Annotated in this window: 19 protein-coding genes; 7 read left to right on the top strand and 12 right to left on the bottom strand. The window is 72.1% G+C overall.

The window, feature by feature from the left end; all coding sequences use genetic code 11:
- Positions 1-161: 161 nt before the first annotated feature.
- Positions 162-1,247, bottom strand: a complete 1,086-nt coding sequence (locus tag ABZ565_RS03385; RefSeq protein ID WP_361019956.1) for a branched-chain amino acid aminotransferase — start codon at positions 1,245-1,247, stop codon at positions 162-164.
- Positions 1,248-1,476: 229 nt separating this feature from the next.
- Complete coding sequence (locus tag ABZ565_RS03380) at positions 1,477-2,517, bottom strand: 3-isopropylmalate dehydrogenase (protein WP_361019955.1); 1,041 nt, start codon at positions 2,515-2,517, stop codon at positions 1,477-1,479.
- 129 nt (positions 2,518-2,646) lie between these two features.
- Here ABZ565_RS03380 and ABZ565_RS03375 point away from each other — a divergent pair, with 129 nt between their 5' ends.
- Positions 2,647-4,212, top strand: a complete 1,566-nt coding sequence (locus tag ABZ565_RS03375; RefSeq protein WP_361019953.1) for a metallophosphoesterase family protein — start codon at positions 2,647-2,649, stop codon at positions 4,210-4,212.
- A gap of 25 nt (positions 4,213-4,237) precedes the next feature.
- Here ABZ565_RS03375 and ABZ565_RS03370 read toward each other — a convergent pair whose 3' ends face one another.
- The gene (locus ABZ565_RS03370; protein ID WP_361019951.1) at positions 4,238-4,369 is read right to left on the bottom strand and encodes a hypothetical protein; all 132 of its coding nucleotides are present in this window, start codon (positions 4,367-4,369) and stop codon (positions 4,238-4,240) included.
- Between the two features lie 339 nt (positions 4,370-4,708).
- Here ABZ565_RS03370 and ABZ565_RS03365 point away from each other — a divergent pair, with 339 nt between their 5' ends.
- From ABZ565_RS03365 to ABZ565_RS03355, 3 genes are read left to right on the top strand one after another with little or no spacing between them, the layout of a single operon-like run.
- Positions 4,709-5,281, top strand: coding sequence for a phosphatidate cytidylyltransferase (locus ABZ565_RS03365; protein WP_361019949.1), 573 nt, complete (start codon positions 4,709-4,711; stop codon positions 5,279-5,281).
- On the top strand, positions 5,278-6,138 hold the full coding sequence (locus ABZ565_RS03360) for a phosphatidate cytidylyltransferase (protein ID WP_361019947.1): 861 nt from the start codon (positions 5,278-5,280) through the stop codon (positions 6,136-6,138). Before ABZ565_RS03365 ends, ABZ565_RS03360 begins: the two co-directional genes overlap by 4 nt.
- A complete protein-coding gene (locus ABZ565_RS03355) occupies positions 6,135-7,346 on the top strand; it encodes a lysophospholipid acyltransferase family protein (protein ID WP_361019945.1) in 1,212 nt (403 codons plus the stop codon). Before ABZ565_RS03360 ends, ABZ565_RS03355 begins: the two co-directional genes overlap by 4 nt.
- 85 nt (positions 7,347-7,431) lie before the next feature.
- On the opposite strand, the gene pruA is transcribed toward ABZ565_RS03355, so the two are convergent.
- Both pruA and ABZ565_RS03345 read right to left on the bottom strand, forming a co-directional pair.
- Entirely contained in the window at positions 7,432-9,063 is a 1,632-nt protein-coding gene (gene pruA / locus ABZ565_RS03350) for an L-glutamate gamma-semialdehyde dehydrogenase (RefSeq protein WP_361019943.1), read from the bottom strand.
- A gap of 49 nt (positions 9,064-9,112) precedes the next feature.
- Complete coding sequence (locus tag ABZ565_RS03345; RefSeq protein WP_361019941.1) at positions 9,113-10,039, bottom strand: proline dehydrogenase family protein; 927 nt, start codon at positions 10,037-10,039, stop codon at positions 9,113-9,115.
- A gap of 188 nt (positions 10,040-10,227) precedes the next feature.
- Here ABZ565_RS03345 and ABZ565_RS03340 point away from each other — a divergent pair, with 188 nt between their 5' ends.
- Positions 10,228-11,370, top strand: a complete 1,143-nt coding sequence (locus tag ABZ565_RS03340; protein ID WP_361019939.1) for a helix-turn-helix domain-containing protein — start codon at positions 10,228-10,230, stop codon at positions 11,368-11,370.
- 3 nt (positions 11,371-11,373) lie between these two features.
- On the opposite strand, the gene ABZ565_RS03335 is transcribed toward ABZ565_RS03340, so the two are convergent.
- The 7 genes from ABZ565_RS03335 to ABZ565_RS03305 form a co-directional block, all read right to left on the bottom strand.
- Entirely contained in the window at positions 11,374-11,967 is a 594-nt protein-coding gene (locus tag ABZ565_RS03335) for a TetR/AcrR family transcriptional regulator (RefSeq protein WP_361019937.1), read from the bottom strand.
- Between the two features lie 86 nt (positions 11,968-12,053).
- Positions 12,054-13,646, bottom strand: a complete 1,593-nt coding sequence (serA, locus tag ABZ565_RS03330) for a phosphoglycerate dehydrogenase (RefSeq protein ID WP_361019935.1) — start codon at positions 13,644-13,646, stop codon at positions 12,054-12,056.
- A 216-nt stretch (positions 13,647-13,862) separates the two neighbouring features.
- Positions 13,863-14,864, bottom strand: a complete 1,002-nt coding sequence (gene ilvC / locus ABZ565_RS03325; RefSeq protein ID WP_361019933.1) for a ketol-acid reductoisomerase — start codon at positions 14,862-14,864, stop codon at positions 13,863-13,865.
- A 107-nt stretch (positions 14,865-14,971) separates the two neighbouring features.
- The gene (gene ilvN / locus ABZ565_RS03320) at positions 14,972-15,499 is read right to left on the bottom strand and encodes an acetolactate synthase small subunit (RefSeq protein ID WP_018553223.1); all 528 of its coding nucleotides are present in this window, start codon (positions 15,497-15,499) and stop codon (positions 14,972-14,974) included.
- Between the two features lie 23 nt (positions 15,500-15,522).
- A complete protein-coding gene (locus ABZ565_RS03315) occupies positions 15,523-17,379 on the bottom strand; it encodes an acetolactate synthase large subunit (protein ID WP_361019931.1) in 1,857 nt (618 codons plus the stop codon).
- A gap of 215 nt (positions 17,380-17,594) precedes the next feature.
- A complete protein-coding gene (locus ABZ565_RS03310) occupies positions 17,595-20,444 on the bottom strand; it encodes an EAL domain-containing protein (protein ID WP_361019929.1) in 2,850 nt (949 codons plus the stop codon).
- 293 nt (positions 20,445-20,737) lie between these two features.
- Positions 20,738-21,700, bottom strand: a complete 963-nt coding sequence (locus ABZ565_RS03305) for a 2-hydroxyacid dehydrogenase (RefSeq protein ID WP_361019927.1) — start codon at positions 21,698-21,700, stop codon at positions 20,738-20,740.
- Positions 21,701-21,809: 109 nt separating this feature from the next.
- Here ABZ565_RS03305 and ABZ565_RS03300 point away from each other — a divergent pair, with 109 nt between their 5' ends.
- Positions 21,810-22,766 carry an aldo/keto reductase gene (locus ABZ565_RS03300; protein ID WP_361020038.1) on the top strand — a complete coding sequence of 319 codons (957 nt, stop codon included), beginning with the start codon at positions 21,810-21,812 and terminating at the stop codon, positions 22,764-22,766.
- A gap of 170 nt (positions 22,767-22,936) precedes the next feature.
- Entirely contained in the window at positions 22,937-24,124 is a 1,188-nt protein-coding gene (locus tag ABZ565_RS03295; RefSeq protein ID WP_361020036.1) for a PQQ-dependent sugar dehydrogenase, read from the top strand.
- Positions 24,125-24,134 lie beyond the last annotated feature (10 nt).

The following is a 24,134-nucleotide window of genomic DNA, read 5'->3' as shown; positions in this document are numbered from 1 at the left end:
GGAACGGTCACTGCGGACCGGCGCGCCTGCTGCCAATAATCATGACGAACGAGGACACGGAAGCAGTCTGGCACAGGACCGCCGCCGTGAAGCGCCCGTCTCAGGATGCGGGCGTACGGAGAGCCCCCGGCGTCTCGCCGGGGGCTCTCCGTACGGGGTGCTCACGCCAGGGAGTGCATCCAGCCGTGGGTGTCCTCGGCGGTGCCGCGCTGGATGTCGAGCAGGCGCTCGCGCAGCTTGAGGGTGACCGGGCCGGGCGTGCCGTCGCCCTGGGTCCACTCGCCGCCCGCGCTCTTCACCGTACCGACGGGGGTGATGACGGCGGCGGTGCCGCAGGCGAAGACCTCGGTGAGGGTGCCGGCGGCGGTGTCCTCGCGCCACTGGCCGATGGAGACGCGGGCCTCCTCGGAGGTGTAGCCGAGGTCACCGGCCAGCTTGAGGAGCGAGTCCCGGGTGATGCCGGCGAGCAGGGAGCCGGTGAGGGACGGGGTGACGATCTTGTCCCCGTACACGAAGTAGAGGTTCATGCCGCCCAGCTCCTCCACCCACGTGTGCTCGACGGCGTCGAGGTAGGCGACCTGGTCGCAGCCCCTGGCTGCGGCCTCGGCCTGGGCCAGGAGGGAGGCGGCGTAGTTGCCGCCGGTCTTGGCGTCGCCCATGCCGCCGGGAACGGCGCGCACCCGGTCCTCGGAGAGCCAGATGGAGACGGGCTTCACACCGCCGGGGAAGTAGGCGCCGGCCGGCGAGGCGATGACCAGGAACAGGTACTCGTTGGCCGGCCGCACGCCGAGGCCGACCTCGGTCGCGATCATGAAGGGGCGCAGGTACAGGGACTCCTCGCCGCCGTGGGCCGGGACCCAGGCCGCGTCCTGCTGGACGAGCGCGTCACAGGCCGCGACGAAGGTCTCGACGGGCAGCTCCGGCATGGCGAGGCGGCGGGCGGAGGAGCGGAAGCGCTCGCCGTTGGCCTCGGGGCGGAAGGTGGCGACGGAGCCGTCGGGCTGGCGGTACGCCTTGAGACCCTCGAAGATCTCCTGGCCGTAGTGGAGCGTCATGTTGGCCGGGTCCATCGACAGCGGCGCGTACGGCACGAGCTGGGCGTCGTGCCAGCCGCGGCCTTCGGTCCACTTGATCGTCACCATGTGGTCGGTGAAGTAGCGGCCGAATCCGGGCTGGGCCAGGATCGCCTCGCGCTCCGCGTCGGACAGCGGGTTCGAGGAGGGCTTGAGCTCGATCGTGGTCGTCATGAGTGCGTGTCCTTCACCGTGATGTGTGTGTAGGACCGCGTGCACGCCTTCAAGTGCTAGGACGTCCGAGCTTCGCTGCGAGCCACGGCCCCGTTCGATTATCGCCCGAAGGGTGCCGTGCACGAAATGGCGTGATTGCGGTCCAGGGTTCGATGGTGACACCCGGGGCCGCACAGGTGAAGCCGCCGGGTGCGTCTGCGACCCGGCGGCTTCTGTGGGAGTCGTCGGGTCAGCCCGCTACGCGTACCGCGAGGGCGTCGCCGATCTCGTCGGTGCTACGGGCGGTTGCGTCGCGCTCCGCGAGGTCGGCGGAGACGGCGTCCTCGATGCGCACGGCCTCGGCCTCGTAGCCGAGGTGGCGCAGCAGGAGGGCGACGGAGAGGATCGTGGCGGTCGGGTCGGCCTTGCCCTGCCCCGCGATGTCGGGGGCGGAGCCGTGGACCGGCTCGAACATCGACGGGAAGGCGCCCGTCGGGTTGATGTTGCCGGAGGCGGCCAGGCCGATGCCGCCGGAGACGGCCGCGGCGAGGTCGGTGAGGATGTCGCCGAAGAGGTTGTCGGTGACGATGACGTCGAAGCGCTCCGGCTGCGTGACGAAGAAGATCGTCGCGGCGTCGACGTGCAGGTAGTCGGTGGTGACCTGCGGGTACTCCGCGGCGACCTTGTCGAAGGTGTTCTTCCACAGGTGGCCCGCGTACACCAGGACGTTGTTCTTGTGGACCAGTGTCAGCTTCTTGCGGGGGCGGGCGGCGGCGCGCTCGAAGGCGTCCCGGACGACCCGCTCGACACCGAAGGCGGTGTTGAGGCTGACCTCGGTGGCGACCTCGTGCTCCGTGCCGGTGCGCAGCGAGCCGCCGTTGCCGGTGTACGGACCCTCGGTGCCCTCGCGGACGACGACGAAGTCGATGTCCGGGCGGCCGGCCAGCGGGGTCCCGGTGTTCGGGAAGAGCTTCGACGGCCGCAGGTTGATGAAGTGGTCGAAGGCGAAGCGCAGCTTCAGCAGCAGCCCCCGCTCCAGGACGCCGGACGGCACGGACGGGTCGCCGATCGCGCCGAGCAGGATGGCGTCGTGCCCCTTGAGGGCGTCGAGCTCCGCGTCGGGGAGGGTTTCGCCGGTACGGTGCCAGCGCCGGGCCCCAAGGTCGTACTCCTTGGTCTCCAGCTTCACATCCTGCGGGAGAACAGCGTTGAGGACCTTGAGGCCCTGGGCCACGACCTCCTGGCCGATACCGTCACCGGGGATCACTGCGAGATTGATGCTGCGAGACATGGTGGCACCCTACTGCTCGTCCCACCCCATGACACGTCCCGTCCACCATACGGACATATGAGCAGCTGTACGTGTACCGTTCACCTACTCGACGGGGCGCCGTCAGCCGGGCGGTGGAGGTTGTCGCCCATGGACCTCCCCCGCTTCGGCATCCCCGAGAAGCTCGCCGCCCGCATGACCATGGCCGAGCAGCACGACTACCTCCGCACCCGGCTCACCCGCCGCGGGGCGCTGCGCACCGGCGTGGCGACCGCGGCCGTGGCCGGCGCCGGGATCGGCCTCGCCTCCTCCCCCGCGTACGCGGCCCCCACCGTACTCACCTCGCACAGCACCACCCGGGTCGACGGCGCGCTGGTCGCCCCGTTCGGGCGGCACCTGGCGTACGGGGCCGACCCGAAGACGCAGATGGCGGTCTCCTGGCAGGTGCCGTTCGCGGTGCGCCGCCCGTACATCCGCATCGGGCTGAAGCCGTGGGCGCTCAGCCGGAAGATCGACGCCGAGGTGCGCCACCTGACGACGCCGCGGCTGGACAACGGCAGGATCGCGGCGGCCGAGCAGTTCTACGTGCACGCGTCGCTGGAGCGGCTGAAGCCCGGGACCACGTACTACTACGGCGTCGGCCACGAGGGCTTCGACCCGGCCGACGCGCGCAACCTGGGCACGCTCGGCACCTTCACCACCGCACCGGCGCGGGCGGAGAACTTCACCTTCACCGCCTTCGGCGACCAGGGCGTCAGTTACCACGCGCTCGGCAACGACCAGCTGATCCTGGGCCAGAACCCGGCCTTCCACCTGCACGCCGGGGACATCTGCTACGCGGACCCGTCGGGCTCCGGGCGGACCACCGACACCTACGACGCGCGCACCTGGGACCAGTTCCTGGCGCAGACGGAGACGGTGTCCAAGACCGTGCCGTGGATGGTCACGACCGGGAACCACGACATGGAGGCGTGGTACTCGCCGGACGGCTACGGCGGCCAGAACGCGCGCTGGACCCTGCCGGACAACGGCCCGGACCCGGTCAACCAGCCCGGTGCCTACTCCTTCGTCCACGGCAACGTGGGCGTGATCGCGCTCGACGCCAACGACGTCAGCTACGAGATCCCCGCCAACTTCGGCATCAGCGGCGGCCGCCAGACCCGCTGGCTGGACCGGCGCCTCGGCGAACTGCGGGCCCGCCGGGACATCGACTTCCTGGTGGTCTTCTTCCACCACTGCGCCTTCTCCACGACGAACGCGCACGCCTCGGACGGCGGGGTGCGCGACGCCTGGGTGCCGCTGTTCGAGAAGCACCGGGTGGACCTGGTCATCAACGGGCACAACCACGTCTACGAGCGCACCGACGCGATCCTGAACAACGCCGTCGAGCGCCCGGTGCCGATCGGCGAGCGCACCGACCCCCGCCGGGACGGCATCGTCTACGTCACGGCGGGAGGCGCGGGCAAGGCGCTGTACGACTTCCCGGTGCCCGACAGCTACGAGGGACACGTCGCGGACCTGGAGAGCGTGCACACGTACCACGTGGCCAAGGGCGGCGCGAAGGCCGCCGAGACCGTGGAATGGTCGCGGGTGCGGTACACCGGCTTCTCGTTCCTCGCGGTGGAGGTGGAGGCCGGACGGCACCCCCGGATGAAGGTCACCGCGCTCGCCGAGTCGGGCGAACGCGTCGACCACTTCGAGATCAGCCGCGGCTGAGCGCGGCCGGCTGAAGGAGGACCGGTCAGTGGCCGGTGGAGCCGCCGTTGTCCCTGCGGTCGAGGGCGCGCTGCAGGGCGGCGGCGGCAGCCTGCCGCTCCGACTCGGTCGGACGGTGGGCGTGACGGACACGGCGGCGGATGGTGGTCTCGGCCATGGTGGATCGACTCCTTGAGATCGCGGGGATTTCGAGATCGAACAGCGTGGGGTGATGTCGAGATCGGTGATTTCGAGGCGCCGGAAGGGGCGGGGAACGGGCACCGCAGGGGTTGCCTGCACAGGGCGCGCGCTCTCGACCGCCAGTCGCTTGATCTAGCGAGACGTTCGGCTCCTACAAAGCTAGAACAGCCGGGCCGGTCTGTCTCCACAATTACTCGGACTTCCTACTATCTGAGACGGGGCCCCTCGGGCGGGCCCCCTGCCCGCGCGCGTACTCAGGCGTACTTGAGTACCCGGGCCGTGTCGAAAGAACGTGCGTCGCACGAGAGTTGCGGTCATGAACGGCCTCTACGCTCTCAAGCCCTGGTACGCGGACCGGCTCTCCGGCGTCCGCGCCTCGCTGGTCCGCCGTGAGGTGTCGCCCGACACCCTCACCGCCGCCGGGGTGGCCGCCGCGGCCGGCGCCGCCGCCTCGCTGGCCTGGCTGCCCGCCCCGGTCGCCGCCCTGCCGGTCGCCGTCCTGCTCGCGGCGCGGCTCGCCTTCGCCAACCTGGACGGGGCGCTGGCCCGCGACACCGGCCGCACCACCCGGCGCGGCGCCGTCCTCAACGAGCTGGGCGACCGGGGCGCCGACCTGGTCGTGCTCGCCGGCTTCCTGACGCTCGCCCCGCTCGGCCTGGTCGCGCTGGCCGGTCTCGCGGCCACGCTGCCCTCCTGGGTGTCGCTGGCCGGGGCCGCCGCCGGGGCGCCCCGGCGCAACGGGGGCCCGGTCGGCAAGACCGAGCGCTGTCTGCTCGTCGTGGTCGCCGCCGCGAGCGGCTGGGCCGTCCCGGTGCTGGCCGTGATCGCCGTCGGCTCGCTCCTCACCGCCGCGCTCCGGCTGGCCGGCCTCCGGCGGGAGCTGGCATGAGCGCCGTACTGATCGCCGAGGAGGCCGCCGCCCGCGCGGTGCCGCTGGTGGCGGGCGTGCTGGGTGCGGGCGGGGTCGCCGTCGCGGTGCTGCCCGCGAGGGTCCGGATGCGCGCCGAGCTGCGCAAGCGGTGGCGGACCTGGGCCGTGGTCGCGCCGGTCTTCCTGGGCGCGTTCTTCCTGGGCGGCGGCGGCACGTACGCGCTGGCCGCCGGTCTCGGCGTGGTCGCGGCAGGCGAGTACGCCCGGATGGCGGGGCTGCACCGGGGCGACCTGGCCGTCCTGGCGGTGGCGTCGGCCGCCCTCCCGGCCCTCGCCCTGCTCGCCCCGCACGCGCTGGACCTGCGGGCGGCGGCCCTGCTGCTCGTCGCGGCGGCGCTCCCCTCCGTGCTGGGCGGGGACGACCGCACGGGTTTCACCCGCACCGCGCGGACCGCCTTCGGGCTGCTGTGGATCCCGGTCGCGCTGACCGGCCTGGTGACGCTCGGGGACACCGCGGTCGCGGTGGGCCTGGCGGTGGCGCTCGGGGACGTCGGCGCCTGGTGCGGCGGTACGGCGCTGGGCCGGCGCGGTCCGCTCGCCCGGCCGCTGTCGCCGCTCTCCCCGAACAAGACGTGGGCCGGGGTGCTGGGCGCGGCCGCCGCCACCGGCGCGCTGCTGCTGGTGCTCGGCGCGTTCAGCCCGGCGCTGTGGGCGGCCGTGGTGGGCGGGTGCGTGCTCGGCGACCTGGTCGAGTCGATGGTCAAGCGCGAGTCCGGGGTGAAGGACGCGGGCAGGTGGCTGCCGGGCTTCGGCGGCCTGCTCGACCGGATCGACTCCCTGCTGGTGGCCCTCCTCCTGGCGATGGTGACGACGTGACGCTCCCCGGAAGAACCCTTGTACGCATCCCCGGTGTCCTCCCGGTCCGCTCCCGGGCCGCGTCCGCCCTGCGGCGCGGCCTGTGGTGGGGCGTGCTCAGCCTCACCGGCGGCATCGAGCGGCGCGGCCGGCTGCCGCGCGGCGGGTGCGTGGTCGTCGCCAACCACACCTCGCACGCGGACACGGCGGCGCTCCTGGCCGCGCTCGACGCCCGGCACGCCCCGGCGATCGGCGCGGCGGCGGACTACTGGTTCGCCTCCCCCTGGCGGCGCCGGATCTGCCGCAGGCTGGCGGCCGGCTTCCCGGTACGCCGGGCGGGCGGCGGGACGGCCGACCTGCTGTCGATGACCGGCGAACTGCGCGAGGGCCGGGCGGTCGTGCTCTTCCCGGAGGGCACCCGCGCCGAGGACGGTACCCTCGGCTCCTTCCACAAGGGCGCCCTGGTCCTGGCCGAGGCGGCGGGCGTGCCGGTGGTGCCGGTGGGCATCGCGGGCACGGACCGGCTGCTGCCCAAGCACGGCCGGCTGCGCTCGTCCCTGGTCCGGGTGACCATCGGTGAGCCGCTGCCCTCCGGGGTCACCCCGGACTCGGCCCGGGACGCGGTGCGCGGACTGCACGACCGTACGGCCGCCGAACCGCTGCGGGACTCCGCGGCGCGCAGGCGGGTTGCCTCGGTCGTCACGTCCCGCGCGGGGCTGCCGCTGGCCTTCTGCTGGGCGTTCGCGGAGGCGCTGAGCTGGCCGCTGATGCCGGAGCTGCTGCTCGCCGCGGTCTGCGTGGCGGTGCCGCGCGCGGCCCTGAGGATGTCGCTGGGGGCGCTGGCCGGGAGCCTGGTGGGCGGGCTGCTCGCGCTGCACATGGCGGCGGCGGGCGCGCACCTCCCGGCGCCGCTGACCACGGACCGGATGCGGGCGGAGGTCCGCGCGGAGCTGGCGGTGGAGGGCGCGTCGGCCGTCCGCCACCAGCCGTGGAACGGCATCCCCTTCAAGGTGTACGGGGCGGAGGCGGGCCGGGCTTCGGTGCCCGCGGCGGACTGGGTGGCCGCCTCGGCGGCGGCGCGGGGCTCGCGGACGCTGACGGTGGGGCTCGCCTTCGGCGCGTTCGGGCTGCTGCTGCGCCGCCACCGCCGGCTGTACGGGCCCTGTCTGGTGCTGCTCGGCGGCGGCTTCGCGGTGGGGCTCGCGCTGATCGTGCACGGGTGGAGCTGAGCCCCGTGATGGAAACCGCCCCCCGTCCGGCAGGGGAACCGGGCGGGGGGCGGGAATCGTGGGGGCGCCGGGCGCCCCGGGCTGGTCAGCCCTGGTGGGGGTAGGTGTACTCGGTCGGCGGGACCAGGGTCTCCTTGATGGCCCGGGTGAGGGTCCAGCGCTGGAGGTTCTGGGGGGCACCGGCCTTGTCGTTCGTACCCGAGGCGCGGCCGCCGCCGAAGGGCTGCTGGCCGACGACGGCTCCGGTCGACTTGTCGTTGATGTAGAAGTTGCCCGCGGCGTACCGCAGCTTCTCCATCGTGTACGCGGCCGCCGCGCGGTCGTTCGCGATGACGGAACCGGTCAGGGCGTAGTCGGAGACCGACTCCATCTGGTCCAGCATCGCGTGGTACTGGTCGTCCTCGTACACGTGCACGGCGAGGATCGGGCCGAAGTACTCGGTCGTGAAGACCTCGTTCTCGGGGTCGGTGCACTCGATGACGGTCGGGCGGACGAAGTAGCCCACCGAGTCGTCGTAGGTGCCGCCCGCGACGATCGTGCACGCCGGGTCGGCGGCGGCGCGGTCGATCGCGGCCTTGTTCTTCGCGAAGGAGCGGTCGTCGATGACGGCGCCCATGAAGTGCGACAGGTCGGTGACGTCACCCATGGTGATGGAGTCGACCTCGGCCGCGAACGCCTCCTTGAAGCCCGAGTTCCAGATGGAGGCCGGGATGTAGGCACGCGAGGTCGCCGAGCACTTCTGGCCCTGGTACTCGAAGGCGCCACGGGTCAGCGCGGTCTTCAGGACGGCCCGGTCGGCCGACGGGTGGGCGACCACGAAGTCCTTGCCGCCGGTCTCGCCGACGAGCCGCGGGTAGGTGCGGTAGTGGGCGATGTTGTTGCCGACGGTCTTCCACAGGTGCTGGAAGGTCGGGGTGGAGCCGGTGAAGTGGATGCCGGCCAGGTCGCGGTGGTTCAGGGCCACCTCGGAGACGGCGATGCCGTCACCGGTCACCAGGTTGATGACGCCCTTGGGCAGACCGGCCTCCTCCAGGAGCTGCATGAGCAGCACGGCGGCGTGGGTCTGCGTCGGGGACGGCTTCCACACGACGACGTTGCCCATGAGGGCGGGCGCGGTCGGCAGGTTGGCGGCGATGGCCGAGAAGTTGAACGGCGTGATCGCGTAGACGAAGCCCTCCAGCGGGCGGTGGTCCATGCGGTTCCACACGCCCGGGGAGTTGGCCGGGGGCTGCTCGGCGAGGATCTGGCGCGCGTAGTGCACATTGAAGCGCCAGAAGTCGACCAGCTCGCAGGGACAGTCGATCTCGGCCTGCTGGGCGGTCTTGCCCTGGCCGAGCATGGTGGAGGCGGCCAGCGTCTCGCGCCACGGGCCGGACAGCAGCTCGGCGGCGCGCAGGATGATCGCGGCGCGGTCGTCGAAGGACATCGCGCGCCAGGCCGGGGCGGCGGCCAGGGCGGCGTCGATCGCGTCCTGGGCGTCCTGCTCGGTGGCGCCGGCGAAGGTGCCGATGACGGCCTTGTGGTTGTGGGGCTGCACGACGTCGACGCGCTCGCCGCCACCCATCCGCTTCTCGCCGCCGATGGTCATCGGCAGGTCGATGGGGTTCTGGCTGAGCTCCTTGAGCTTGGCCTCCAGGCGGGCGCGCTCCGGGGAGCCCGGGGCGTAGGAGTGGACCGGCTCGTTGACCGGCGCGGGGACCTGGGTCACAGCGTCCATGGGTTCCGATGCTCCTTCAGTCAGTCGTGGGGAGGGTGGGAGGGGGTGCTCAGCCCTTGGTGAGGATGGAGCGGCCGAAGAAGAGCAGGTTGGCCGGCTTCTCGGCGAGGCGGCGCATGAAGTACCCGTACCAGTCGGTGCCGTACGCGGTGTAGACACGCATGCGGTGGCCCTCGGCCGCGAGCCGGATGTGCTCGTCGCTGCGGATGCCGTACAGCATCTGGAACTCGTACTCGTCCAGCTTGCGGCCGGCCTGGCGGCCCAGCTCCTGGGCGATGGCGATCAGGCGGGGGTCGTGCGACCCGATCATCGGGTAGCCCTCGCCCTGCATCAGGGTCTTCAGGATGCGGACGTACGCCTTGTCGATCTCGGCCTTGTCCTGGTACGCGACGGAGGCGGGCTCCTTGTAGGCGCCCTTGACGATCCGCACGCGGCTGCCGGCGGCGGCGAGGCGGCGGGCGTCCTCCTCGGTGCGGAAGAGGTACGCCTGGATGACGCAGCCGGTCTGCGGGAAGTCCTTCCGCAGCTCCTCGTGGATGGCGAACATCGAGTCGAGGGTGGTGTGGTCCTCGGCGTCCAGGGTGACCGTGGTGCCGATCGCGGCGGCGGCCTCCACGACCGGGCGCACGTTGGCGAGGGCCAGCTCGTGGCCGCGGTCCAGGGACTGGCCGAACATCGAGAGCTTGACGGACATCTCCGCCCGGGTGCCCAGGCCGAGGTCCTTGAGGCGCTCGATGAGCTCCAGGTAGGCGTCGCGCGCCGCGGCGGCCTGCTCGGGGGTGGTGATGTCCTCGCCGACGACGTCGAGGGTGACTTCGAGACCCTTGTCGGCGGCGTCCTCGATGACCGGGACGACCTGGTCGACCGTCTCACCGGCGATGAAGCGGTCCACGACCTGCTTGGTGCCGGGCGCGGCCGAGATGAACCGGCGCATCTTGTCGCTTCGCGACGCGGCGAGAATCACGGGACCCAGCACGGGGCACCTCCACGGAAAGTACGAACGAAGCCACACCGCCGTATATGCCCTGTAACGAACATAAGCGGTACAGCACGGAGAACCACCGTGAAATCTAAGGATCGCGCCGTTTCCCTGCCATCGACAGCTGCCACACATCCGTGCACCGGATCTCAGACATATGTCTGAAGGGGTGCGAGAATGGCCGGGTGAAGGGCGATTACCAGGAGCTGGTGGACGAGATCTCCGCGCTGCTCGGCGTCCCCGCGACGCTGGAGAACCGGGATTTCGGCCTGGTCGCCTTCGGGGCCCACGACAGCGACGACACCACGGCGATGGACCCGGTCCGCACCCGGTCGATCCTCACCCGCCGCTCCACCCCGGCGGTCCGCGCCTGGTTCGAGAACTTCGGCATCACCCGCGCCACCGGCCCCCTGCGCATCCCGGCCGCCCCCGAGGCCGGCGTCTACCGCGACCGCATCTGCCTGCCGGTACGCCATCGGGGTGTCGTGCTCGGTTACGTATGGCTGCTCGACGCGGACCCGGGGCCGACCGACCGCCAGCTCGACGCGGCGATGGACGTCGCCGCCCGGATCGGCGCGCTGCTGGCCGACGAGGAGCGGGCGGGCACCGACCTGTCCCGGGAGTTCGGCGCGGTGCTGGCCGCCGGGCGCGGCTGGCAGCGGGACATGGCGGTGGCCGCGCTCGCCGAGGCGCTGGGCCCCGACGCGGACGGCCTGCACACCGTGGTGTGCGTGGCCCCGTGGCCGGACGGCGCGCCCGCCGTGCGCACGGTCCCCTCGGCGGCGGCGCTCACCGGAGCCCCGCTGCCGGGCCGGGCCGGCCCGCCCGCGCTGGCGGCGCTGATCCGGCTGCGGGCGCCGGAGGTCCTGGACCCCGCGCTCACCGCGGCCGGCCGGCTGCGCGCCACCGCCGGGGAGACGGCCACCGCCGGGATCGCGGTCCCGCGCCGGGGCCTCGCGGAGCTGGCGGACGCCTGGCACGAGGCGTCGGCGGCGGCCCGGGCCGCGGCGGCGGAGACCCGGTTCGGCCCGGTCGCCGACTGGTCGGCCATCGGCCCGTACCGCACGCTGACCGCGCTCGCCCCGGACGCCCTGCCCGACCCGGCCGTGTGCCCGCTGCTGACCCCGGCGCAGCGGGACCTCGCCCGCACCGCGGAGGTGTTCCTGGACTGCGCGGGCCAGGCGTCCCGGACCGCCGCCGAGCTGGGCATCCACCGCCAGACGCTGTACTACCGGCTCTCCCGCGTCCAGCAGCTCACCGGTCTCGACCTGAACGACGGCGAGGACCGCCTGCTCCTCCACATGGCCCTGAAGGCGGCCCGGCTCTGAGGCTCAGTTCGCCGGGCCGCGCCCTTCCAGGACGACCTTCAGGCCGTCCGTCAGGTCCTGGGCGGACGGGGCGGAATCGGCGTCCATCAGCCACTGGACCATGACCCCGGCGAGGAGGGCCTGGCAGAAGAGGCCGGCGACGCGGGCGCGCTCGGGGTCGGTCTCCGGGTCGATGCCGAGCATGTTCTCGGCGAGACCGTCGCGGCCCGCACGCTGCGGCCCGGCGAGGGCCTTCTGCAGTTCGGGGTCGGAGTCGATGCGGGAGATGACCTCCATCTGGAGCTGCCAGACGGCACGGGTCTGCTCGTAGCTCCCGATCACCCGCTCCCAGGTCTCGCGGAACTGGTCGAGGGGTGCCGCCGGAACCTCCGGCTGCCCTCCGGACCCGCCCTCGTCCACGGTGAGCCGTTCGCCCCACTCCTCCGTCACCTTGATGAAGGCGAGGTTGAGCAGCGCCTCCTTGGAGCCGTAGTGGTAGCCGATGGAGGCGAGGTTCGTGCCGGACGCGGCCACGATGTCGCGCGCCGTGGTGCGCGCGTACCCCTTCTCCAGCAGGCAGCGCTTGGCGCCTTCGAGCAGATCCTCACGATGTCCCATGACAGCAGCGTACCCGGCATGCAGACGTTTGTGTAAGACGCGCGTCTACATGCCGGGTACGGGTGGGACTCGTGAGGCCCGGAAGGTCAGTCGGTGAGGTTCACCGAGCGGGCCGAGGCGGCGCCGATCTCCGAGGAGATCTCGGTCAGCACGGTCGCCGGGACGTCGTCGTCCACGGTGAGGACGACCAGCGCCTCGCCGCCCACATCGGCGCGGGAGACCTGCATGCCCGCGATGTTCAGACCGGCCTCGCCGAGGATCCGGCCGACCGTGCCGACGACGCCGGGGCGGTCCTCGTAGCGGAGCACGATCATGTGGTCGGCGAGCGCCAGGTCCACGTCGTGCTCACCGATCGCGACGATCTTCTGGAGGTGCTTGGGGCCGGCCAGCGTGCCGGAGACGGCGACCTCCTGGCCGTCGGCCAGGGTGCCCCGGACGGTGACCACATTGCGGTGCTCGGGCGACTCGGAGCTGGTGGTGAGGCGCACCTCGACACCGCGCTCCTGGGCGAACAGCGGGGCGTTCACATACGACACCGTCTCGTCCACGACGTCCTCGAACACGCCCTTGAGCGCGGAGAGTTCGAGCACCTTGACGTCGTGCTGGGTGATCTCGCCGTAGACCTCGACGTCGAGGCGGGCGGCGACCTCGCCGGCCAGCGCGGTGAAGATCCGGCCCAGCTTCTCGGCGAGCGGCAGCCCGGGGCGCACGTCCTCGGCGATGACACCGCCCTGGACGTTGACCGCGTCCGGGACCAGCTCACCGGCGAGCGCGAGGCGCACGGACTTGGCGACCGCGATGCCCGCCTTCTCCTGGGCCTCGTCGGTGGAGGCGCCGAGGTGCGGGGTGCAGACGACCTGGTCGAACTGGAAGAGCGGGGAGTCCGTGCAGGGCTCCTTCGCGTACACGTCGAGGCCGGCGCCGGCGACGCGGCCCTCCTTGAGCGCGGAGGCCAGCGCCTCCTCGTCCACGATGCCGCCGCGCGCGGCGTTGACGATGCGCACGGTGGGCTTCACCTTGTGCAGCGCCTCGTCGCCGATCAGGCCCAGCGTCTCGGGGGTCTTGGGGAGGTGCACGGTGATGAAGTCGGAGACCTCGAGCAGCTCGTCCAGCGAGAGGAGCTTGACCCCCATCTGCGCGGCGCGCGCGGGCTGCACGTAGGGGTCGTAGGCGACGATCTTCATGCCGAAGGCGGACATGCGCTGGGCGACCAGGACGCCGATGCGGCCGAGGCCGACGACGCCGAGGGTCTTCTCGCTCAGCTCGACGCCGGTGTACTTCGAGCGCTTCCACTCGCCGTTCTTCAGCGCGGTGTTGGCCTGCGGGATGTGGCGCGCGGTGGCCACGAGCAGACCGCAGGCCAGCTCGGCGGCGGTGACGATGTTGGAGGTCGGGGCGTTCACGACCATCACGCCGGCCTTGGTGGCGGCGGAGACGTCGACGTTGTCCAGACCGACGCCCGCGCGGGCGACGACCTTCAGCTTCTTCGCGGCGGCGATGGCCTCGGCGTCGACCTTGGTGGCGGAGCGCACCAGGATGGCGTCGACATCGGCGATGGCGGGGAGGAGCTCGGCGCGGTCCGCGCCGTTGCAGTGCCGGATCTCGAAGTCCGGTCCCAGGGCGTCCACCGTGGCGGGCGACAGCTCTTCAGCGATGAGTACGACAGGTTTCGAGCTCACGTGAGTCCTCACAGATCCAGTGCGGACGGCCGTCCCGACGGCCGCAGGCGTGGAGGGGCTTGCCGCGTGGAAGACGCACGACACTGTGGGCCTGACGCGTGTATGTGGAGCAGTGTAGTCATGCGCGGGACCCCGATCAGCGCCCCTTCGCAAGGATCACCCGCACGAGTGCGTGGGCCCCAGGGGCGGGGGTGACCCGCCCCCGGGGCTCGGGGCTTACGCGTCCTCGTCGTTGACCCAGCTCATGAGCTTGCGCAGCTCACGTCCGGTGGTCTCCAGGAGGTGGTTCTCGTCGGCCTTCTTGTACTCGTTGTACTTGGGCAGACCGTTGTGGTACTCGGCCATCCAGTTCTTGGCGAAGGTGCCGTCCTGGATCTCGGCGAGGACCTTCTTCATCTCGGCCTTGGTGGCGTCCGTGATGATGCGCGGGCCGGTGACGTAGTCGCCCCACTCCGCGGTCTCCGAGATGGACCAGCGCATCTTCTCCAGGCCGCCCTCGTACATGAGGTCCACGATGAGCTTCAGCTCGTGCAGGCACTCGAAGTAGGCGATCTCCGGCTGGTATCCGGCCTCGGTCAGGGTCTCGAAACCGGCCTTGACCAGGGCGGCGGTGCCACCGCAGAGGACGGCCTGCTCGCCGAAGAGGTCGGTCTCGGTCTCCTCGGTGAAGGTCGTCTTGATGACGCCGGCGCGGGTGCCGCCGATGCCCTTGGCGTACGACAGGGCGAGCGCCAGGCCGTTGCCCGTCGCGTCCTGCTCGACGGCCACGATGCACGGGACGCCGCGGCCCTCCTCGTACTGGCGGCGGACCAGGTGGCCCGGGCCCTTGGGGGCGACCATGCAGACGTCGACGTCGGCCGGCGGCTTGATGAAGTCGAAGCGGATGTTCAGGCCGTGGCCGAAGAACAGCGCGTCGCCCTTCTTCAGGTTGCCCTTGATGGACTCCTCGTAGACCTGGGCCTGGATCGGGTCCGGGACGAGGATCATGATGACGTCGGCCTCGGCGGCGGCCTCGGACGGGGTCACCACGCGCAGGCCCTGCTCCTCGGCCTTGGCCTTGGACTTGGAACCCTCGTGCAGACCGACACGGACGTCGACACCCGAGTCACGCAGCGACAGCGCGTGGGCGTGGCCCTGGCTGCCGTAGCCGATGACCGCGACCTTGCGGCCCTGGATGATGGACAGGTCGGCATCGTCGTCGTAGAACAGCTCGGCCACTGGGTCTTCTCCTTGGTGTGCAGGTGTTGCGTCCCACCGTACGGCGGGGTGCGTCAGATACGTTTTCGGGTCTCGCCATACGAGCGGCGTCGGCGGGCTCCGGGGGGTTACGCCGTGCGGTCGAGGGCGCGCAGGGAACGGTCGGTGATCGAGCGCGCGCCGCGCCCTATGGCGATGGTGCCGGACTGGACGAGCTCCTTGATGCCGTACTGCTCCAGCATCTTGAGCATCGCCTCCAGCTTGTCGGCACCGCCGGTCGCCTCGATCGTGACGGCCTCGGGCGAGACGTCGACGGTCTTGGCGCGGAACAGCTGGACGATCTCGACGATCTGGGAGCGGGTCTCGTTGTCGGCGCGGACCTTCACCAGGACGAGCTCACGCTGGATCGCAGCGGACGGCTCGAGTTCGACGATCTTGAGGACGTTGACCAGCTTGTTGAGCTGCTTGGTGACCTGCTCCAGGGGCAGGTCCTCGACATTCACGACGATGGTGATGCGGGAGATGTCGGGGTGTTCGGTGGTGCCGACCGCGAGCGAGTCGATGTTGAAGCCGCGGCGGGAGAACAGGGCGGTGATCCGGGCCAGGACACCGGGCTTGTTCTCGACCAGGACGGAGAGCGTGTGCTTGGTGGACATGGAGGTCGGTCTCTCTCTGTCTCTCAGTCGTCTTCGTTGTCGCCGAAGTCGGGGCGGACACCCCGGGCGGCCATGACCTCGTCGTTGGAGGTGCCGGCGGCGACCATCGGCCACACCATGGCGTCCTCGTGGACGATGAAGTCGATGACGACCGGGCGGTCGTTGATCGCGTTCGCCTCGGCGATGACCTTGTCCAGGTCGGCCGGGTCCTCGCAGCGGATCGCGTAGCAGCCCATGGCCTCGGAGAGCTTCACGAAGTCCGGGACGCGGGTGCCCTTGTTGGGCGGGGTCTCGCCGTCCGGGCCCGCGTGCAGCACGGTGTTGGAGTACCGCTGGTTGTAGAACAGGGTCTGCCACTGGCGGACCATCCCGAGCGCGCCGTTGTTGATGATGGCGATCTTGACCGGGATGTTGTTCAGGGCGCAGGTGGTGAGCTCCTGATTGGTCATCTGGAAGCAGCCGTCGCCGTCGATCGCCCAGACCGTGCGGTCGGGCATGCCGGCCTTGGCGCCCATCGCGGCGGGGACCGCGTAGCCCATGGTCCCGGCACCGCCGGAGTTGAGCCAGGTGGCGGGCTTCTCGTACTGGATGAAGTGCGAGGCCCACATCTGGTGCTGGCCGACGCCCGCGGCGAAGATCGTGTCCGGCGGGGCGAGCTCGCCGATGCGCTGGATGACCTGCTGCGGGGAGAGGCTGCCGTCCTCGGGGAGGTCGTAACCGAGCGGGTAGGTCTCGCGCCAGCGGTCGAGGTCCTTCCACCAGGCGCTGTAGTCGCCGGTGTTGCCCTCGGTGTGCTCGGCCTGGACCGCCTGGACCAGGTCGGCGATGACCTCGCGGGCGTCACCCACGATCGGGACGTCGGCGGCGCGGTTCTTGCCGATCTCCGCCGGGTCGATGTCCGCGTGGACGACCTTGGCGTACGGGGCGAAGCTGTCGAGCTTGCCGGTGACGCGGTCGTCGAAGCGGGCGCCGAGGGCGACGATCAGGTCGGCCTTCTGGAGCGCGGTGACGGCGGTGACCGCACCGTGCATACCGGGCATTCCCACGTGCAGCGGGTGGCTGTCGGGGAAGGAGCCGAGCGCCATCAGGGTGGTGGTGACGGGCGCTCCGGTCAGCTCGGCCAGCACCTTGAGTTCGGCGGTGGCCCCGGCCTTGATCACGCCGCCGCCCACGTAGAGCACCGGGCGCTTGGCCTGGGTGATGAGCTTGGCGGCCTCGCGGATCTGCTTGGCGTGCGGCTTGGTCACCGGACGGTAGCCGGGCAGGTCCATGACGGGCGGCCAGCTGAAGGTGGTCTTCGCCTGGAGCGCGTCCTTGGCGATGTCGACCAGGACCGGGCCCGGGCGGCCGGTGGAGGCGATGTGGAACGCCTCGGCGATCGTGTGCGCGATGTCCTCGGCGCGGGTGACCAGGAAGTTGTGCTTCGTGATCGGCATGGTGATGCCGCAGATGTCGGCTTCCTGGAAGGCGTCCGTACCGATGGCGCCGGAGGCCACCTGGCCGGTGATCGCGACCATCGGAACGGAGTCCATGGCCGCGTCGGCGATCGGGGTGACGAGGTTGGTGGCGCCGGGGCCCGAGGTGACCATGCAGACACCGACCTTGCCGGTGGCCTGCGCGTAACCGGTGGCCGCGTGACCCGCGCCCTGCTCGTGCCGGACCAGGATGTGACGGACCCGGGTGGAGTCCATCAGCGGGTCGTAGGCCGGGAGAATGCAGCCGCCGGGGAGACCGAATACGGTGTCGGCCCCGACTTCCTCGAGAGAGCGGATGAGGGACTGCGCGCCCGTGAGGTGCTCAACGGAGGCGGCGGGCGATCCGCCGGTACGGGCCCGCGGCTGGGGATGGTGGGCCCCTGTGGCCTGCTCGGTCATCGGCATTCTCTTCTCGAAGCTGAGGTTTTTGCGAGTGTTTTACGACGTTTTGCCTGGTCCGGTGCAACAAAAAACCCCTCGTGCCGTGAGGCAAGCGAGGGGAGCGCGCCGGTGCGGTCCGCAGGGTGTCATGGAGGGACCCTGCTTCAGCCGACGCGCTTTCCAAGTACGAGAATTCGGGTGCGCATGGCATTGACCCTCTCTCCGACGCACGCGGAGTGTCAAGTGGGTGGGATGGGTGTCTCACCATGTGAGCGGGCGAGGGACGGGACCGGGCCACCCGTGAGTACCGGCTGCGCGGGCACCCCGGTCGGCACCGGGAACGTCCCGCGGACCAGGGCCCGGCGCAGCCGGTACTCGTCCAGCGGCCCCGAGAAGGCCGCGCCCTGGCCGTGCGTACAGCCCATGGCGCGCAGGGCGAGGACCTGCTCCGGGACGTCCACGCCGTCGGCCACGGACTGCATGCCGAGGTCGCAGGCGATCCGGAGCAGCCCGCTGGTGATCTTGTGCAGCCGGGCCGACTCCACGACGCCCTCCACCAGGCCCCGGTCCAGCTTGAGCACGTCGATGGGGAGGCGGCGCAGGGCGTTGATCGCGGCGTAACCGCTGCCGAAGCCGTCGAGCGCGATGCGGACGCCCAGCCGGCGCAGGGCGGCCAGGCGCTGTTCCAGGTCCTCGAAGGAGACCCGGGGATCGCTGTCCGCGACCTCGATCATGAGCGCCCCGGACGGCAGCCCGTACCGCGTGAGCAGGGCCTCGACGGAGCCGGCCGGGAAGCCGCGGTCGAGCAGCCTTCGGGCCGGGAGGCGGACGGACACCGCGGCCTGATGGCCCGCCCTGGCCCGGTCGGCGGCCTGCTCGACGGCCTCTTCGAGGAGCCAGCGGCCCAGCTCGGCGGTGCGGTCGCCGTCCTCGGAGATCCGCAGGAACTCGGCGGGCGTGAACAGGATGCCCTGGGCGGAGCGCCAGCGGGCCTGCGCGGCGACGGCGGCGACCCGGCCGGTGGCCAGGTGCACCACGGGCTGGTGGAGGAGCGCGAACTCGCCGTCGCGCAGGGCGCCGCGCAGCCGGGTCGCCAGCTCGGAGCGGCGGACCACGTCCGCCTGCATCTGCGGGGCGTACAGCTCGACGCGGTTCTTGCCGCCGGCCTTGGCGCGGTACATGGCGAGGTCCGCGTTGCGCATGAGGTCGTTGGGGGTGATGCCGGGCTCGGCGAAGGCGACGCCGATGGAGGCGGTGACGCGTACCTCGCCGTCGCCGACGCGGTAGGGCTCGGAGAGCGTGAGGCGGAGCCGGTCGGCGATCTCGTGGACCTGGCACTCGCGGGCGTCCTGCTCTCGGCCGGCGTCGCCGACGATGAGGGCGGCGAACTCGTCGCCCCCGAGGCGGGCCGCGGTGTCCCCGGAGCGGACGGACTCGTGGAGGCGGCGGGCGGCCTGGACGAGCAGTTCGTCGCCCGCCTGGTGGCCGAGCCGGTCGTTGGCCGCCTTGAAGCCGTCGAGGTCGATGAAGAGGACGGCGGTGCCCGCGTCCCCGGCGCGGCGGCCGGAGAGTGCCCGGCGGACCCGGGCGGTGAACAGGGCCCGGTTGGGCAGGTCGGTGAGCGGGTCGTGCTCGGCGTTGTGCTGCAACTGGGCCTGGAGGCGGACGCGTTCGGTGACGTCGCGGCTGTTGAGGATCAGGCCGCCCTGGTGGCGGTTGACGGTGGACTCGACGTTGAGCCAGTCGCCGGAGCCGGACCGGAAGCGGCACTCGATGCGCGTGGCGGGCTCCTCGCCGGGCGGGGCGGCGAGGAAGCGGCGGACCTCGTGGACGACGCGGCCGAGGTCGTCGGGGTGGATGATCGAGGACAGCTCGGCGCCGACCAGCTCGTCCGCGTCCCGCCCGTAGACACCGGCGGCGGCGGGGCTGACGTAGCGCAGGACGCCGCTGGGGGCGGCGATCATGATGACGTCGCTGGAGCCCTGCACCAGGGACCGGAAGTGGTTCTCCTTCTGGGCCAGTTCCTGGGTGAGGGCGATGTTGTCGAGGAGCATGATGCCCTGGCGGACGACGAGCGCGAGGACCACCGTGCACCCGGTGAGCACGACGACGCGGTCCACCCGGCGGCCCTCGATCACGTTGTACAGGATGCCCAGGGTGCAGACGGCCGCGGCGAGATACGGAGTCAGCGCGGCCAGTGAGCCGGCGATGGGGCGGCTGGTGGTGCGCGGGGCGGCCGGGTCCTCGTGCTCGCCCTCTCCCGCGCCCCGGGCGGCGTCCTCCGCGTCGCGCGCGGCGCCCCAGGGGGCGTACGCGAGAAGCAGGGAGCCGGCGAACCAGCCGGCGTCGAGCAACTGGCCCGAGTGGTAGGTCTGGCGGAGCAGCGGCGAGGTGAACAGGGCGTCGCACAGCACGGTCAGGGCGAGCGCGGCGATGGCGGTGTTCACCGCGGCGCGGTTGACGCTGGATCGCCGGAAGTGCAGGGCGAGGACCATCGAGACGAGGACGATGTCGAGCAGCGGGTAGGCCAGCGAGAGCGCGGCGCGGGCCACGCTGTCGCCCTCGATGTCCGCGACGTGCGCGGTGTGGGCGAGGGCGAGGCTCCAGGACAGGGTGAGCAGCGAGCCGCCGATCAGCCAGGAGTCGAGGGCCAGGCAGACCCAGCCGGCGCGGGTGACGGGCCGCTTGGCGAGGACGAGGAGTCCGACGATCGCGGGCGGCGCGAAGCAGAGGAAGAAGACGTCCGCGAGGGACGGGCTCGGGACGCGGACCTCGCGCACGCACTCGTACCAGCCCCAGACGGCGTTGCCGGCCGAGGCCATCAGCGAGGAGAGCGCGAACAGCAGCCAGGCCGGGCGGAACCTCCGGTCGGCGACGCGGGCGAAGAGGAAGCAGGAGACGGCGGCGGCCAGGGCGGCGGCGCTCAGGCCGAAGTCCCCCATGAACAGGGCGACCTGGGCCGAGCCCCAGCCGGTGGCCGCGCCCACCGCGTAACCGCCGCAGACGAGGCCGAGGACGAGCTGCGGGAGCAGCGCGGAGGTGCGGCCCGCCCATGGCTGCCGGGCGAGGAAGGCTCCGCGGGTGCTCACCGGGGCGCTCACCGCGGGCCCCCCGAGGTCCCCGGCCGGCTGCGGCGCCGGCTCACCGGGCCCTCCGCGCGCCGTCGCCGGCCCCGTCGTGTCGGATCGTTCGCCCATCGGCCGTCCATCGCCCGTCGCCCCCTCGCGTGTGGCTGGCTTCCCGGCGCCGTCCCTGCCACGGCGCGACACCCCTTTCGGGACGATACACCAGACTCGTCACTCAGGGACATAGTTCCTCTACTCTCCGTGACGACCTGCGGTGTTGCGGCCACGGAGGGGAGCCGGACGTGCTCGTTGCGTGGTCATCCGGTGGTGCGTACGACGTTGTCCAGCGGCTCCCCCGCGGCGAAGCGGGTGAGCTGTCCGGCGATCAGCCGCCTGGCGCGCGGCAGGAACGCGGAGGTGCTGCCGCCCACATGCGGGGTGATGAGGACGTTCGGAGCATGCCAGAGGGGATGGCCGGAAGGCAGCGGTTCCGGGTCGGTGACGTCGAGGGCGGCGCGCAGCCGGCCGGACTCGAGTTCGGACAACAGGGCCTTGGTGTCGACCACTCCGCCCCGGGCGACGTTGACCAGGAGTGCCCCGTCGCGCATCGCGGCGAGGAACTCGGCGCCCACCAGCCCCTGCGTGGAGGGGTTCAGCGGGGTGGACAGGATGACCACATCGGCCTCGGGCAGCAGGGCCGGCAGGTCGTCGAGCGTGTGTACGGGGCCGCGTGCGGTTGTCCGCGCGGAGCGCGCGACGCGTGCGACCCGCGCGCACTCGAACGGCGCGAGCCGGTCCTCGATGGCCGAGCCGATCGATCCGTACCCCACGATCAGCACGGACTTGTCGGCGAGCGCCGGGTAGAAGCCGGAGCGCCACTCCTCGGCGTCCTGGCCGTGCACGAAGCCGGGGAACCCGCGCAGCGAGGCCAGGATCAGCGCGAGGGTCAGCTCGGCGGTGGACGCCTCGTGGACGCCCTTGGCGTTGCACACCCGTACACCGGCGGGGAGGCCGGCGAGGCCCGGCTCGACGTGGTCGGTGCCCGCCGAGAGCGTCTGCACGACCTGGACGCGGCTCATCGCACCGAGCGGCCGGACCGCGACCTCCGTGCCCTTCATGTAGGGGACGACGTAGTAGGCGCAGTCGGCGGGGTCGGCCGGGAAGTCCTGGCCGCCGTCCCAGAAGTGGTACGTCAGGCCCTCGGGGAGCCCTTCGATCCCGTCGGCGGGCAGGGGCAGCCAGACCTCGGGGGCGGGGGCGGAACGCGTGGTGGAAGTCATGGTCAGGAGGCTATGCGAAGCCCTCCGGGACGCAGAGGTTAGGTTGTTGGCGGTGCGAGGAGGGGTTCGGGAGTTGGAGCGCAGGAGTCTCGGTGCGGCGGCGCTCGCCGTGGGTGCGGTCGGTCTCGGCTGCATGCCGATGAGCTGGGCGTACAGCGCCTCGCAGCAGCGGGGCGACCGTGCGCTGCGGGCGGTGCACGCGGCGCTGGACGCGGGCGTCGATCTGCTCGACACCGCCGACATGTACGGTCCCTTCACCAATGAGCTGCTGGTGGGGCGGGCCCTCAAGGGGCGGCGCTCGGAGGCCTTCGTGTCCACCAAGTGCGGGCTCCTGGTGGGTGATCAGCACATCGTGGCCAACGGCAGGCCGGGTTACGTACGCCGGGCCTGCGACGCGTCGCTGCGGCGGCTCCAGACCGATGTGATCGACCTCTACCAGCTCCACCGCGCCGACCCCGAGGTGCCCGTCGAGGAGACGTGGGGCGCGATGGCGGAGCTGGTGAGCGCGGGCAAGGTGCGGGCGCTGGGCCTGTGCGCGGTCGGTGCGCGGGCGTCGCGGCGGCCGGGTGCCCGGATGCACGACGGAACGATCCGGCAACTGGAGCGGGTGCAGCAGGTGTTCCCGGTCAGCGCGGTGCAGGCGGAGCTGTCGGTGTGGTCGCCGCAGGCGCTGGAGTCGCTGCTGCCGTGGTGCGCGGCCCGGGGGGTGGGCTTCCTGGCCGCGATGCCGCTGGGCAACGGCTTCCTCACGGGGACGCTGACGCCGGGGCAGGGGTTCGAGCCGGAGGACCTGCGGGCCCGGCATCCCCGGTTCACGGCCGAGATGATGGCGGCGAACCAGCCGCTGGTGGTGGGGCTGCGCCGGGTCGCCGAGCGGCACGGGGCGACGCCCGCGCAGGTGGCCCTGGCCTGGGTGCTGCACCAGGGGCCCCAGGTGGTGCCGGTGCCCGGCACCAAGCGGGAGGACTGGGCGGTGGAGAACGCGGGCGCGGCCGGGCTGGCCCTGACGGAACGCGACCTGGCGGAGATCGACCGGCTGCCGGCGCCGCGTGAGTCCTGGGACTAGACGCGCTGTCCGGCGGTCCGGAAAGCGCCCCGGTCCGCGCCGGCTCGGTGTAAGAACACAGGGGACAGGCGGCCGTTGAAGGGACACGTGCGGTGTTGGGATCAGTGCAGGGCCCCGAGGGGCGTCACACGGGGCACGTCTGGGACGGCCCCAGGGCGCGGCGGGGCGCGGTGGCCGTGCTGGCGGCCGGCGCCCTGCTGATGGCCGCCGGGTGCAGCTCCCAGGAGGGCATGGAGAGTTCGGCGGGCCGGGGCGCGAGTTCACCGGCCCACTCCCCCTCCGCGTCGGCCGCCAAGTCCCCCTCCCCGTCGCCGTCCGTCTCCCGCCCCCCGGCCGGCCGGCCCCCGGCCAAGGGCTCGGCGAAGGTGGTCTCGACGCTCACCGAGGGGCTGAACTCCCCGTGGGGGCTGGCCGCGCTCCCCGGCGGCGACCTCCTGGCGGGCTCCCGGGACAAGGGCACCATCACCCGGATCGACGCGGAGACCGGCGAGAAAAAGCTCCTCGGCACGGTCCCCGGGGTCGCCCCGGCCGGTGAGGGCGGCCTGCTCGGCCTCGCCGTGTCGCCCGACTTCGGCACGGACCACCAGGTGTACGCGTACTTCACCACCGCGTCGGACAACCGCATCGCCCGCATGATCTACGACGAGAACGGCTCGCCCGGCCAGCTGCTCGGCGCCCCGGACACCATCCTGCGCGGCATCCCCAAGGGCCAGATCCACAACGGCGGCCGGATCGCCTTCGGCCCCGACCGCGCGCTGTACGCGGGCACCGGTGAGACGGGCGACGACGGCCGCGCCCAGGACAAGGAGTCCCTGGCGGGCAAGATCCTGCGCATGACGCCCGACGGCGAGCCGCTGCACGGCAACCCGCAGGGCGACTCGGTGGTGTATTCGTACGGGCACCGCAATGTGCAGGGCCTCGCCTGGGACGCGGAGAAGCGGCTGTGGGCCTCCGAGTTCGGCCAGGACACCTGGGACGAGCTGAACCTGATCGAACCGGGCGGCAACTACGGCTGGCCGGACGTCGAGGGCACCGCGCACAAGGAGGGCTTCCGCGACCCGGTCGCCCAGTGGAAGACCTCCGAGGCGTCGCCGAGCGGCATCGCGTACGTCAAGGGCTCCATCTGGATGGCCGGACTGCGGGGCGAACGGCTGTGGCGCATCCCGCTCTCCCGCGAGGACGGGGCGGCGAAGGAGCCGCTGGCCGATCCGCAGGCGTTCCTGGAGGGCGAGTACGGCCGGCTGCGCACGGTGCTCGCGGCGGGCGGCGACAAGCTGTGGCTGGTCACGAGCGAGACGGACAGCCGGGGCACACCGAAGCCGGGGGACGACAAAATCCTGCTGGTGCGGGTCCGGTAGCGCCCCGGGC

It is taken from the genome of Streptomyces sp. NPDC016469 (assembly GCF_040632905.1).
Classification (GTDB): domain Bacteria; phylum Actinomycetota; class Actinomycetes; order Streptomycetales; family Streptomycetaceae; genus Streptomyces.
The sequence above is the reverse complement of the archived record's forward strand: the minus strand, read 5'-3'. Positions and strand labels throughout refer to the sequence as shown.